The sequence below is a fragment of the Natronococcus sp. genome (genome assembly GCF_047921035.1).
In the GTDB taxonomy this organism is placed as follows: Archaea; Halobacteriota; Halobacteria; order Halobacteriales; family Natrialbaceae; genus Natronococcus.
Genome location: NZ_JBLRWX010000095.1, coordinates 1 through 12,437, shown reverse-complemented (window position 1 = coordinate 12,437; position 12,437 = coordinate 1). Strand labels below are relative to the sequence as shown.

Genomic DNA, 12,437 nt, shown 5'->3' with positions numbered 1-12,437 from the left:
CTACCTTACGCTCACCTCCAACAAGGCTTCCAAGAAGGCGTGGGGCGATGTGCTCTCCGCCGGACGCGTACAGACGCCCACCCTCAAGCTGATCGTCGACCGCGAGCGCGAGCGTGAAAAACGGCTCAAGCACGAACAGGCCGACGAACCGCGAGACCACGGCCCCGGTATCGATCCCGAACAGCGCCCAGCGGCCGACGAACGGCGCGAACGCGACGATCGCGAGAGGGTAGACGACGGCGTTCAACAGCGGCCCGCCGGAGCCGCGAACGAACGCGAACCCGAAGAACGTCCAGACGAGGATCGAGCCGGCCATCCCGCCCACGCGCTGTGCGGTAATGTGCGTCTCGACGGCAAGGATCGAGACGTCGCCGTAACCGACGACGACTGCGCCGAAGTAGCCGATCCAGAAGACGCCGAGAGCGGCGACAACGGTCGCCGCGTGCTCGAGCGGGTGCTGGTCGGCGAAGCCGTCGAGTGCGGGCGGACGCTCCATTGCTCGAGCGAGGCAGCGCCTGACGGTTCAGCGTTACGATCGGGTTTCGAAAACGGTGGCTCGAAACTGCCGGGCGACCGAGTGAACGTTCAGTCGTCGGCGGGAACGGTTCGCTGGCTCCGATCGCTGGCCATCGCGAGGACGTCGTCGAAGAAGTCGAGGGTGTCCTCGGGACCGGGGTTGGCCTCGGGGTGGTACTGACGGGTGAGGATGTCGTGTTCGATCCCGTCGAGCCCCTCGGGCGTGTCGTCGTTGACGTTGATCTGGGTGACCTCGAGGTGCTCACCCGGCTCCGCGACGGCGTAGCCGTGGTTCTGGGTCGTCATGACCACGCGGCCCGAGTCGAGGTCGAGCACGGGCTGGTTGACGCCGCGGTGGCCGAAGGTCATCTTCTCGGTGCTCCCGCCGAGCGCCTCGGCGACGATCTGCTGGCCGAGACAGATGCCGGCGATCGGCGCCTCGCCGACGGACTCCTCGACGAGTTCGATCGTCTCCTCGAAGTTGACCGGATCGCCCGGGCCGTTCGAGATAAACAGGACGTCGGGGTCGACGGCCTCGACGTCCTCGACGCCGGCGTCGTAGGGCAGGACGTGGACTTCGGCGTCGCGCTCGACCAGCGAACTGACGATCGAGCCCTTCGCGCCGCAGTCGATCAGGGCGACGGTTTCGCCGTCGTTGTCGGCCCCGTGGACTTCGGGCTCGTCGACGCTGACCTGGGCGCCGATCTCGGTGTGATCGCTCATCTCCTTGCAGGCCTCGAGTTCGGCCAGGGCGTCTTCCTCGGTGACGTCCTCGCCGACGGCGATGCCACACTTCATGGCGCCCTCGTCGCGGATGTCGGTGACGACCTCGCGGGTGTCGAGGTGGTCCATCGCGGGAACGCCCTCGCTCTCGAGCCAGTCGACGACGTCGTCGGTGAGTTCCCGGGAGAGGACGGCCCGCGGGTGAACACGGTCGTCCTCGAAGCGTTCCTCGCGAACGCCGTAGTTCCCGATCAGCGGGTACGAGAAGGTCAGGATCTGTTCCTCGTAGGACGGATCGGTCAGGCTCTCCTCGTAGCCGGTGTAGGCCGTCGTGAAAACCAGTTCGCCACGAGCCGTCCCCGGAGCGCGACCACGTCCCTCGATCACGTGGCCGCCTTCCAGCGCAACGTAGGCAGCTGTCATTACGAACTACGTATTTGATCGCCGGTCATAAGTGTTGCCTTCGAAGCTGAGTTACGAAATTCGTAATCGGTAAGTGCGGGTCGGTCCTATCCACGCATCTCCATGGACGAGCTCGATCGACGGATCCTCGATACGCTTCGGCGAGACGCCCGCACGCCGTACACGGAGATCGCCGACGAGGTGGGGACGAGCGAGGGAACGGTCCGGAACCGGGTCGAACGCATGATGGACGACGGGGTTATCGAGCGCTTTACGATCTCGACGCACACGGGTAACGTCAAGGCGATGATCGAGGTCAGCGTCGCCGTCGACGTCGACACCAAGGCCGTCTCGGAACGGATGGCCGAGTGGGAGGAGGTCGACTTCGTCTGGATGGTCTCGGGCGAACAGGACATCGTTCTGGTCGTCGACGCGGCCGACACCCGCGGCGTCAACGACCTCATCACCCAGGCTCGCGACCAGGAGGAAGTCGTGAGCACGCAGACGCGGCTGATTCTGGACGAACAGCTCGGTTGATCGGTCAGGTGTCGGTCGCGTCGGGCGGCGATCCGAGTCCCGGCGACGGCTCCGCGAGCAACCCGTCCGGGTGTTTCCGGCTGTGGATCTCCCGGTAGAGCCGGCGCAGCCCGCGATCGAACTGACCGGTCGCGACTCGAGGTTCGACCCGGCCGTCCCGGATCGCCTCGACGACCGCCTCGGGCGTGAGTTCGGGGGCGTCGATCCGCGTGTACGCCCGCCCCGCCTCGAAGGGGTAGTGGGCGTCGCTGCCCCCGACCAGCGGAAGGTCGTGGCGTTCGGCCAGCCGCTGGACCAGCCGCTCGGTTCGGGGGTGTTTACCGTTGATCTCGATCGCGTCGAACGGCAACTCGTCGAGTTCCCTGATCGTGCTGTCGCGGTAGGGGTGGGCGACGATCGCCGCACAGCCCCGGTCGTGGGCCAGTTCGACGACCTCCGCGGGCGTGTACTCGCCCGGAACCGTCTCGCGGGGCGGATCGGGGCCGATCACGAGGACGTGTCCGCGCGTCGTCGAGACCTCGATTCCGGGGATCGCCGTCACGTGCGAGGAGGTAAACGGCGTGTAGTAGTCGTGGTTCGTCGTCGCGACGCCGTCGAGCCCGCGTACGTCGATCGCGCGCGCGAGCAGCCGAAACCCGTACGGGTCGAATCGATCGCCCAGCGCCCGGTACCCGTGGAAGAATCGCGTGTGAGCATGCAGGTCGACGGCGAACATATCTAGGCGAACGTGAACTGGCCGTTTTGTTCTTCTGACTCGTACCGGGCGTATGGAGCGAGACGCCGACGGAGTCGGGGGGTCGAACGGAGACGTCGCGCGGGAGAACCGAACCGACGCCGATCACGTCGTCATCTGCAACCCGGTGAGCGGGACCGAGGACCACCTCGAGCGGGTGCGGACGCTCGCACGCGAACGCGGGTTCTCGGTTCGGATCACCGAGGGCGAGGGTGACGGCGTTCGCTTCGCTCGGGAGGCAGGGACCGACGGCGCCGAGCTCGTCGTCGCCTCGGGCGGCGACGGAACGATCAACGAGGTCGTCAACGGACTCGTCGAGGCCGAGGCCCTCGAGCGAACGACCCTCGCGGTCGTCCCGACCGGAACGGGAAACAACTTCGCGGCGAACCTCGGAATCGACGGTATCGAGGGCGCCTTCGACGCGATCGACACGGGTCGTCGCCGCCGGATCGATCTCGGCACCGCGAACGATCGGGCGTTCGTCAACTCCTGTGTCGGCGGAATCACCGCCGAAGCGAGCGGTGCGACGACCCCCGACGAGAAGCGCCGGCTCGGCGTTCTCGCCTACGTCGGGCGCGCCCTCGAGACGATCTCGTCGTTCGAGTCCCTGCCGATCCGGGCGACGATCGAGAACGGGCCCGACGGCAGCGACGCGAGCCCACGGGAGACGTGGACCGGGGAGGCGATGCTCGTGCTCGTCGGGAACTGCCGGCGGTTCGGCGGCACCAGACGCGCCCAGGCGAACGTCGAGGACGGCCTGTTCGAGGTGACGATCGTCGAGGATGCCCCGACGACCGACCTGGTCGGCGAGGCCGCGCTCGCGGGACTGTTCGAGCGCGGCGATCGACACATCGTTCGCCACCGCGTTCCCTCGCTCACCCTCGAGAGCCTGCGGTCGGAGCCGATCGAGTACAGCCTCGACGGCGAGATGCTCGCCGCGGAGACGCTCGACCTCGAGACGGCGGCGAACGCGCTCGAGGTCGTCGTCGGAGACGGGTACCGGCCGGATCCGGACGCGACCGGGGGCCGGTCCGGTTGACAGCCGGAGTCGGGAGTAGCGAGACGATACTGGTTTCAAGACCCTTTGCAATTGTGTGGGTATGAGTACGCCAGCGGACGAGGACCCCCACAAAAACGCACGGCAGGACGTCATCGCCGTCGACGAAGACGACACCGAACTCGAGCTCGTCAACCGCCTCGAGGCCCACACCGGCGACGGGATCCGTCACCGGGCGTTCACCTCGCTCGTCTTCGACGAGGACGACAACGTCCTTCTCGCCCAGCGTGCACCCGGCAAGCGCCTCTGGGGAACCTACTGGGACGGCACCGTCGCCTCCCACCCCGTCCAGGGACAGAGCCAGGAGGAGGCGACCCGAAAGCGACTCGAGGAGGAACTCGGCGTCACGCCCGACCAGTACGACGACCTGCGGGTGACCGACCGCTTCGAGTACAAGCGCTACTTCGAGAACGCGGGCGTCGAACACGAGGTCTGTGCCGTCCTGAAGCTGACGCTGACCGACCGCACGCTCGAGCCCGACGAGGAGGAGGTCGGCGGTCTCATGTGGGTCCCCTACGAGCGCCTGCACGAAAACCCCGAGTGGTACCGCCAGCTCCGCCTCTGTCCGTGGTTCGAGATCGCGATGCGACGGGACGTTCGATCCGAGTGAGGACGGTTTCGTTCCTCGAAACGGCTTACGGACGGACAAAACGGGTTCCGGCGACCGAACTCGGGCTAGGATCGGGATAGTCGCCCGGAACGGTCGGCCGAACGCGGACTCTCGTCCGCGGCTCCGACGTTCCCCGTCGTCTCTCTCTGCAAAAACGGAGCCGAGCGTTCAGCGACAGTTCGTGCCGAAGTTCTGGGTCACGTACAGCCGCCCGTCCGACGCGACTGCGGCCCCGATCCCCTCCGCGGTCCACGACTCCGAGAGGATGTTCCGCCGGTGCCCGCTGCTTCCCATCCACTGGTCGACGCTTCGCCGTGCGGCCGCCGTCGGCGACTCGTCGCTCGCGTAGTTGTACAGGACGTTCTCGGCCCAGCCCCAGCAGTCGATGCCGAACCGCTCGTAACGGTCGGTCATCGTCTCTCCCTCCGGGGACGTGTGCGAGAGGTAGTTCCGGTCGGCCATATCCCGACTGTGGGACGAGGCGACCGCCGCGAGATCGTCACGGTAGGCGAGCGGTTCGAGCCCGCGATCCGTTCGGATCTCGTTGACGCGGTCGTGGATCGCCGCCTCGACGGCCGTCTCGAAGTCGTCGTCCTGTGCCGCTACCTGGTTCGTTCCGGCGGCGAGCGCGGAGCCACCGAGGACGGTCACTGCTGCGTTGCGCACGAACGATCGCCGCGAGTTGCGTGCCATCGTTTCCGGCTGTTTCCTACTGAACCTTTACTATAGTCGGGCTAACCTCAACCAGTCAATCGGACTGTTCGATTCTGTCACTGCAGCGAAGGAAACGGCACGGGAACGGGGTCGGCTGGCGACGAGGTGAGGGGCGACTCGAGCGATCAGGGCCGGGTCGTCGCCCACACCGCCGTCACCGCAAGCAGGACGGCGGGGATCAGCGGCAGGACGATCAGGGCGAACAGGTGGTCCGTCGCCGGGGGCCACAGCAGGATGATCCCCGGCGCGACGATGAAGGCGAAGACGATGACGGCCACGAGCGTCCAGCCGCGCCAGTCGAACTCCCGGTCGGCGGTCTCGGGGTGGGCGGGGTCGTCGACCCAGTCGGTAGTCTCGCCGCCGTCGTCTGCCGCCTCGCGGGGCTGGCCCTCCTCGTCGAACGTCGAGGGGTCGTGGACGTAGCCGCCGTCGTCGCTCGAGGTCACGTCCGGAAGTTACGAGGCGACCGTCAAAGCAGTCACGGTTCCACGCTCGAACCGACGCTCGAGCGCCTACAGCTCGCTGTCGGGGCGGACGACGACCTTCCCGAAGCCCTCGCGGGATTCGATGATCTCGTGGGCGCGGGCGGTCTCGCTCATCGGGAGCACCTCGCGGACCGCGGGCTCGAAGGTGCCGTCCCAGACCAGTTCCATCACGTCGTCGACCTGGCCGGGCGTGCCCATCGTCGACCCGATGATCTGGAGCTGGTTCCAGAAGATGCGGGGAATGTCCGTCTCTGGGTTCCCGCCCGCGGTCCCCCCGCAGGTGACCAGCCGGCCGTTCTTCGCGAGGCTCTTGATCGAGTCCCGCCAGGTGCCGGCACCGATGTAGTCGACGACGACGTCGACCCCCCGGTTGCCGGTCTCGCTGCGGACCCACTCCGCGAAGTTCTGCTGTTCGTAGTTGACGACGTGATCGGCCCCGAGTTCGCGGGCGTGCTGAAGCTTCTCCTCCGTGCTCCCGGTGGCGTACACCTCCGCGCCCGCGTAGTCGGCGATCTGGACCGCCGCGTGGCCGACCCCGCCGCTTGCTCCCAACACGAGGACCTTCTCGCCGGCCTCGATGTCGGCCCGATCGATCAGCAGCCGCCAGGCGGTCTGAAAGACGAGCGACGTAGAGCCCGCCGTAACCCAGTCGACGCCCTCGGGGACCGGGATGAGGTTGTCCTCGGGAACGGCGGCGTACTCGGAGTGGACGCCCGTGACGTGTTCGCCGATCAGGTGGAAGTTGACACACAGCGTCGGATCGCCGCTGCGACAGAACTCGCAGTCCCCGCAGTGGACGCCCGCGGTGACCGCGACGCGGTCGCCCGGCGCGAACCGGGTGACGTCCTCGCCGACGTCCTCGACGACTCCCGCCGCGTCGCTGCCCGGCACGTGGGGCATCTCGAGATCCAGCGTCGGCAGCCCGCGGCGCACCCAGACGTCGAGGTGGTTCAGCGCGCCCGCCTTCACGTCGACCAGCACCTCGTCGCGGCCGACCTCCGGGTCCGGGTACTCGCCGTACTCGATAACGTCCGTCTCGCCGTGTTCGGTGACTTTGACCGCTTGCATACACGCGTTCCGACGGAAACGACCGGTATAACAGTTGGGCCGACTTCGCTGCGGTCCGCGATTCCTTTACCGCTCGCCCGCACAGTGGACGGTATGGAGACGACGGAGCCCGACGACGAGTCCGGGGAGGAGCTGCCCAGGGTCGGCGTCGTTACGATCGCGACGAACCGCTCGCTCAGCACCGACGCAGCCGGCGAGACGATCGGGGCGATCCTCGAGGAGAACGGCTACGAGGTCCCGATGCGCGAACACGTCGGCGCCGACCACGACAAGGTCCAGTCGATCGTCTCGCGGATGGTCGACCGCGACGACGTCGAACTGGTCCTCACGAGCGGGGCGACCAGCATCGAACCCGACGACGTCACGCTCGAGGCGGTTCGACCGCTACTGGATAAGGAGCTGACGACGTTCAACGACCTGTTCTCGACGCTCGCCTACGACGCCTTTGGCTCCCACGTCGTCGCGGCGCGGACGCTCGCGGGCGTCTCCGGCGACGTTCCGGTGTTCTGCCTCCCCGGCAACCGCGACGCCGTCCGGCTCGGCCTCGAGGAGCTGATCCTTCCGGAGGCGACTCACCTCGTCGCCCTCGCGAACGAGGAGCGGACGGTTACCGATCCCGGGATCCAGAAGGAACTCGATGAGGAGTAGCATGCCCGAAGACAAGCAGACGATCCGCGAGCGGGTTTGGAACGACCTGGAGGAGAGCGGTGTCGCCCGCTTCCCGTTTCCTCCCCACGGCCGGATTCCGAACTTCGCGGGCGCCGACGAGGCCGCCGACCGCCTCGCCGACCAGCCCGAGTGGGAGGCGGCGACGGCGATCAAGGCCAACCCCGACGCGCCCCAGCTTCCGGTCCGTCGCCGCGCGCTCCGGGATGGAAAGACCGTCTACATGGCCGTCCCGCGCCTGCGCGACGAACGGTGTTTCCTGAAGCTCGATCCCGACGTCCTCGAGGACTACGACGCGGCGACGACGGTCTCGGGATCGTCCGAGCACGGCGAACAGGTCGGGCCGGAGGCCGTCCCGGAGATCGATCTGATCGTCTCCGGGAGCGTCGCCGTCACGGACTCGGGCGATCGGATCGGAAAAGGCGAGGGGTACAGCGACCTCGAGTACGCCGTCCTCCGGGAACTCGACCTCGTCGACGAGTCGACGACCGTCGCGACGACGGTCCACGAGCACCAGTTGATCGACGACTATGTCGACACCGGCGAGCACGACGTCTCGATGGACCTGGTCGTGACGCCCGAGGCGGTTCGTCGGCCCGATAGCGACGGGCAGCCGGCCGGTATCGACTGGGAGCTGCTCCCGGCGGAGCGCCTCGAGGAGATTCCGGTACTGAAACGGCTCCGGGAGCGGTAGCTCGGAGACGTGCTGAAAGCCATACTGGGACACGACCCCGTGTCCCGAGACAGCGACGGTGACGCGGGCCGGTGCAGGGAACCCGCGTCACCCATCAAGCGGATAACGGTATGGCAATGTGGGGGAAGGGTGCTGTGGTGGGGTTGCTGGAAGTCACGGGTTGGCAGATCGGTGCCACTTGGTGGGGTCTGCCCGTCGACCTCCATCGATCCGTACGAGCGGGTACTACTTGAACGGAGGAGTCGGTATAGCTGTCTTACGTCGAATTCCCGCAGGCTTAACTCGAGTTTATCCGTTCGAATTAGCTCAATAGAACGTTCACGCCGGCTGCAAACGGGTAAGTTGTCGTTTCTGAACCGAATATCGATACGAACCGTCAGCCGACCAGCTCCTCGGCGACCAGGGTCGCGCTCATCAGCTGCGGGTCGATCGCGAGGTCGAGCTGGCCACGGACGAACTCCGGAACCGTGCGCTCGCCGTAGGCGACCGTCCGGATGTCGTCGTTGAGGTCGCAGACGATCGGGATCGTCGTCGCCTGATCGATATCGGTCAGCACGTACAGGTCCGCCTCGAGGACGCCCGCCTCCTCGAGGGTCGGTCGCGAGAGGACGCCGCCGACCCGGGCGACGTCGACGCCCTCGGCCTCGAGGGCGTCGCCGATGCCGTCCTCGTCGGGGCCGGCGACGATGGCTCGCAGACTCATTCGTACTCGATGGTCGCGGGCGGTTTGTGGGTGACGTCGTAGACGACCCGCGCGACGTTGTCGTTCTCGCCGGTGATCCGCGACTGGATGCGCTGGAGCGTCTCCCAGTCGATCTCCTGGGCGCGGGCGGTCATCCCGTCGCGGGATTCGACCGACCGAACCGAGACGATCCAGCCGTGGACGCGGTTGTCGCCCTTGACGCCCGTCGCCTTGCCGACCACGGCAGCCAGCGCCTGCCAGGGCTCGTACTCCTCGAGTTCTTCCTCGACGACGTGGCAGGCGTCGCGAGCGACCTCGAGTTTCTCCTCGGTGACCTCGCCGATGACGCGGATGGCGAGACCGGGACCGGGGAACGGCATCCGTTCGGCGACGAGTTCGTCGAGTCCCAGGTGGCGTGCGACCTCCCGGACCTCGTCCTTGTACAGATCGCGAACGGGTTCGACGATGCCGTCGAAGTCGACCACGTCGGGGAGCCCGCCGACGTTGTGATGGGACTTGATCCCGCCCTCGCTCTCGATGCGGTCGGGGTAGATCGTCCCCTGGACGAGGTAGTCGGCGTCCGCGTCCGTGGCCTCGCGCTCGAACTCGCGGATGAACTGCTCGCCGATAACCGCGCGCTTCTCCTCGGGGTCGGTGACGCCCTCGAGGGCCTCGAGGAATCGATCCTTCGCGTCGACGATCCGCAGCGACTCCATGTAGTCGAACGTCTCGCGGATCTGAGCGGTCTCGCCCTTCCGCATCAGCCCGGTGTCGACGTAGACGGGGGTGAGCTGGTCGCCGACCGCCTCGTAGGCCAGCGCGGCCGCGACGGAGGAGTCGACGCCGCCCGAGAGGGCGATGACCGCGTTCGCGTCGCCGACTTCGTTCTCGATCTCTTCGACTGCTTCCGGGACGAACGTCTGTGTGTCGACCATCAGTGGGTTACCTCGGTTTCCGCGGTTTCGTTGCGCTCGAGCGCGGTCTCGACCAGCCCCAGGAACGGCGGGCTCGGTTGGCCGGGCCGGGAGGTGTACTCGGGGTGGAACTGCGTGCCCAGGAAGTAGGGGTGGTCCTCGAGCTCGAGGATCTCCATGCGGTTGCCCGCCGTGCCCGAGAACTGCAGGGGTTCGTCCTCGAACCGATCGAAGTACTCGGGGTTGACCTCGTAGCGGTGGCGGTGGCGCTCCGAACACGACGTGTCGTCGTACAGCTCGTAGGCGAGCGTCTCGGGTTCGATCACCGTCGTGTGTTTCCCGAGCCGCATCGTCCCGCCCATGTCCTCGACCTCGTACTGCTCGGGCAGGATGTCGATGACGGGGTGGGGCGTCTCCTCGTTCATCTCCGCGGAGTGGGCGTCCTCGAGCCCCAGCACGTTCCGGGCGTACTCGACGACGGCCATCTGGAAGCCGAGACAGAGCCCCAGGAACGGAACGTCGTTCTCGCGGGCGTAGCGGACCGCCTCGATCTTCCCCTCGGAGCCGCGCATCCCGAACCCGCCGGGGACGATGATCCCGTCGACGTCGGCGAGCTGGCCGTCGTGGCCGTCGGCGATCTCTCCGGCCGCGACCCAGTGGACGTCGACATCGGCGCCCAGTTCGAAGCCGGCGTGTTTCAGCGACTCGTGGATCGACATGTACGCGTCCTCGAGGTCGTACTTGCCGACCAGCGCGACGTCGACCGTCTCCGTTTTCTCGGTCGTGACGATCTCCCGCCACTCGTTGGCCCGCTGGCCCTCCGGCAGCGCCTCGCTCGCGAGCCCGAAGTGCTCGAGGACGTACTGATCCAACCCTTCGTCCTCGACCATCAGCGGCACCTGGTAGACGTCCTCGACGTCGGGGTTCGAGAACACCGCCTCGGTCGGGATGTCACAGAACAGCGCGATCTTCTCCTTCGTTTTCGGCTCGAGGCGGTCCTCGCAGCGCCCGACGATGACGTCGGGCTGGAGACCGATCGAGCGAACTTCCTTGACCGAGTGCTGGGTCGGCTTGGTCTTCTGCTCGCCGTTTTTCGAGTACGGAACGAGGGTGACGTGGGTAAAGAGGATATCCTCCTCGTCTTCCTCGTGGGCGAACTGCCGTAAGGCCTCGAGGTAGGGCATCCCCTCGATGTCGCCGACCGTGCCGCCGACCTCGACGATGCAGACGTCGGTTCCCTCCGCCGCTTCGCGGATCCGGCGCTTGATGTCGTCGGTGATATGGGGGATGATCTGGACCGTCTTCCCCAGGTAGTCGCCGGCCCGTTCCTTCTCGATGACGTGCTGGTACGTTTTCCCGGTGGTGATGTTGTGGTCGGAGGTCATGTCGACGTCGAGGAACCGTTCGTAGTTCCCCAGGTCGAGGTCGACCTCGCCACCGTCCTCCAGGACGTACACCTCGCCGTGCTGGTAGGGGTTCATCGTCCCGGCGTCGACGTTCAGGTAGGGGTCGACCTTGACCGCCGTGACGTCGAACCCGGCGTTTTTCAGGAGGCGGCCGGTGCTGGCGGCCGTGATCCCCTTCCCGAGCCCCGACATAACCCCGCCGGTGACGAAAATGAACTTGTTCCCCAGCGAGGGATCATAATGAGTGTCCGATTCCGTCGGCATACCGAGTGTCCGCGCGAGCGGTTGAAAACCATTTCGGGAGCGGCTTGCGTCCGGTAACGGCTGTCAGTGCGGGCGGTGACAGGTTCGACGCCGACCCCCGGTCGCAGACGCGGAATCGCTACGACTCGCCGGGGTCCTCGTCCTGTACCTCCACGATCCGGGACTGTTCGACGTACTCGATCTCCCCGCCCAGTCGAAGCTGGATCGTCCGCCCGGGCAGGTCCGGATCGTCGTCGTCGGTCGGCTCCTCCGGGACGGAGACGGCCGTCACGCCGCCCACCGAGACGTCCCGGCGCTGGATCGGATCGTCCTCGTACTCGATCGTCTCCCAGGTCTCGAGGTCGAAGTCGTCGATGTTCTCGCCGAAGTACTCCTCGGGGTCCTTGTCGACCGTGTCCTCGGTCTGTGACTCGCCGGTCGTCCGGTTGTCGTCGAACTGGACCTCCTCGTGTTTGTACTGTTTGAGATGAACCAGCATGCCCCGACACACCACAAACACGTAGTTAACGGTTGGAGTGGAAGGAGCAACCCGTTAATCAGTGCTGCCGTTCCGCCGACGAATCGGTTCGGATCGACAGCGGTCGATCCTGCGGCGATCGGTAGCTCGAAAGGCCCCTCGAGCGTCTTTCCGGACATGGGCTCCCAGTCCGACCTCCGCGTCATCGTCGGCGACCGCGAACTGACCGCGACCTGGACCGACGGCGCGCTCGAGACCCGTGCCGCACTCGAGGACGCCCTCCCCGTCTCCGGCGACGCGATCCGCTGGGGCGACGAACTGTACATCTCGGCGTCGCTCGAGGCGCCCCTCGAGGACGGCCGGGAGGTCGTCCCCGAGGGGGCGATCGCCTACTGGCCCGCGGGCGAGAAACTGTGTCTGTTCTGGGGGCCGACGCCCGCCAGCGTCGACGACGAACCCCGCGCTGCCGCCCCCGTCACTGTCGTCGCGCGCGTCGACGAGACGGAACC

The 12,437-nt window shown here is 66.9% G+C and carries 16 protein-coding genes; 6 read left to right on the top strand and 10 right to left on the bottom strand.

What is annotated here, in order from left to right:
* Positions 1–496, bottom strand: a 496-nt coding sequence (locus ACNA7R_RS16260; protein ID WP_416284587.1) for a hypothetical protein, incomplete at its 3' end; no start/stop codon positions are given.
* 89 nt (positions 497–585) lie between these two features.
* Positions 586–1,662, bottom strand: a complete 1,077-nt coding sequence (gene carA, locus ACNA7R_RS16255; RefSeq protein WP_416284586.1) for a glutamine-hydrolyzing carbamoyl-phosphate synthase small subunit — start codon at positions 1,660–1,662, stop codon at positions 586–588.
* A gap of 102 nt (positions 1,663–1,764) precedes the next feature.
* Between carA and ACNA7R_RS16250 the strand changes: the two genes are divergently transcribed.
* Positions 1,765–2,178, top strand: a complete 414-nt coding sequence (locus tag ACNA7R_RS16250) for an Lrp/AsnC family transcriptional regulator (protein WP_416284585.1) — start codon at positions 1,765–1,767, stop codon at positions 2,176–2,178.
* 4 nt (positions 2,179–2,182) lie between these two features.
* Here the strand turns inward: ACNA7R_RS16250 and ACNA7R_RS16245 are convergent, their stop codons facing one another.
* Entirely contained in the window at positions 2,183–2,893 is a 711-nt protein-coding gene (locus tag ACNA7R_RS16245) for a CehA/McbA family metallohydrolase (protein WP_416284584.1), read from the bottom strand.
* Between the two features lie 52 nt (positions 2,894–2,945).
* Here ACNA7R_RS16245 and ACNA7R_RS16240 point away from each other — a divergent pair, with 52 nt between their 5' ends.
* Both ACNA7R_RS16240 and ACNA7R_RS16235 read left to right on the top strand, forming a co-directional pair.
* On the top strand, positions 2,946–3,950 hold the full coding sequence (locus ACNA7R_RS16240; RefSeq protein WP_416284583.1) for a diacylglycerol/lipid kinase family protein: 1,005 nt from the start codon (positions 2,946–2,948) through the stop codon (positions 3,948–3,950).
* A gap of 61 nt (positions 3,951–4,011) precedes the next feature.
* Positions 4,012–4,578 carry an NUDIX hydrolase gene (locus tag ACNA7R_RS16235; RefSeq protein WP_416284582.1) on the top strand — a complete coding sequence of 189 codons (567 nt, stop codon included), beginning with the start codon at positions 4,012–4,014 and terminating at the stop codon, positions 4,576–4,578.
* Between the two features lie 168 nt (positions 4,579–4,746).
* Here ACNA7R_RS16235 and ACNA7R_RS16230 read toward each other — a convergent pair whose 3' ends face one another.
* The 3 genes from ACNA7R_RS16230 to ACNA7R_RS16220 form a co-directional block, all read right to left on the bottom strand.
* On the bottom strand, positions 4,747–5,244 hold the full coding sequence (locus ACNA7R_RS16230; protein WP_416284581.1) for a CAP domain-containing protein: 498 nt from the start codon (positions 5,242–5,244) through the stop codon (positions 4,747–4,749).
* A gap of 173 nt (positions 5,245–5,417) precedes the next feature.
* Positions 5,418–5,738, bottom strand: a complete 321-nt coding sequence (locus ACNA7R_RS16225) for a hypothetical protein (protein WP_416284580.1) — start codon at positions 5,736–5,738, stop codon at positions 5,418–5,420.
* Between the two features lie 66 nt (positions 5,739–5,804).
* Positions 5,805–6,845, bottom strand: a complete 1,041-nt coding sequence (locus tag ACNA7R_RS16220; protein WP_416284579.1) for a zinc-binding dehydrogenase — start codon at positions 6,843–6,845, stop codon at positions 5,805–5,807.
* Positions 6,846–6,938: 93 nt separating this feature from the next.
* On the opposite strand from ACNA7R_RS16220, the gene ACNA7R_RS16215 reads away from it, so the two are divergent.
* Positions 6,939–7,493, top strand: a complete 555-nt coding sequence (locus ACNA7R_RS16215; RefSeq protein ID WP_416284578.1) for a MogA/MoaB family molybdenum cofactor biosynthesis protein — start codon at positions 6,939–6,941, stop codon at positions 7,491–7,493.
* The gene (locus ACNA7R_RS16210; RefSeq protein ID WP_416284577.1) at positions 7,483–8,205 is read left to right on the top strand and encodes a 5-formyltetrahydrofolate cyclo-ligase; all 723 of its coding nucleotides are present in this window, start codon (positions 7,483–7,485) and stop codon (positions 8,203–8,205) included. The genes ACNA7R_RS16215 and ACNA7R_RS16210 overlap by 11 nt, the downstream gene beginning before the upstream one ends.
* Before the next feature lie 376 nt (positions 8,206–8,581).
* Here ACNA7R_RS16210 and ACNA7R_RS16205 read toward each other — a convergent pair whose 3' ends face one another.
* The 4 genes from ACNA7R_RS16205 to ACNA7R_RS16190 form a co-directional block, all read right to left on the bottom strand.
* On the bottom strand, positions 8,582–8,908 hold the full coding sequence (locus tag ACNA7R_RS16205) for a CTP synthetase (protein ID WP_416284576.1): 327 nt from the start codon (positions 8,906–8,908) through the stop codon (positions 8,582–8,584).
* Positions 8,905–9,822, bottom strand: coding sequence for a glutamine-hydrolyzing GMP synthase (gene guaA, locus ACNA7R_RS16200; RefSeq protein WP_416284575.1), 918 nt, complete (start codon positions 9,820–9,822; stop codon positions 8,905–8,907). The genes ACNA7R_RS16205 and guaA overlap by 4 nt, the downstream gene beginning before the upstream one ends.
* Entirely contained in the window at positions 9,822–11,471 is a 1,650-nt protein-coding gene (locus tag ACNA7R_RS16195) for a CTP synthase (protein ID WP_416284574.1), read from the bottom strand. Before ACNA7R_RS16195 ends, guaA begins: the two co-directional genes overlap by 1 nt.
* Before the next feature lie 118 nt (positions 11,472–11,589).
* Entirely contained in the window at positions 11,590–11,949 is a 360-nt protein-coding gene (locus ACNA7R_RS16190; protein ID WP_416284573.1) for a hypothetical protein, read from the bottom strand.
* Between the two features lie 156 nt (positions 11,950–12,105).
* On the opposite strand from ACNA7R_RS16190, the gene ACNA7R_RS16185 reads away from it, so the two are divergent.
* Positions 12,106–12,437 (top strand): cyclophilin-like family protein (locus ACNA7R_RS16185; RefSeq protein WP_416284572.1); only part of this gene is annotated, 332 nt, incomplete at its 3' end.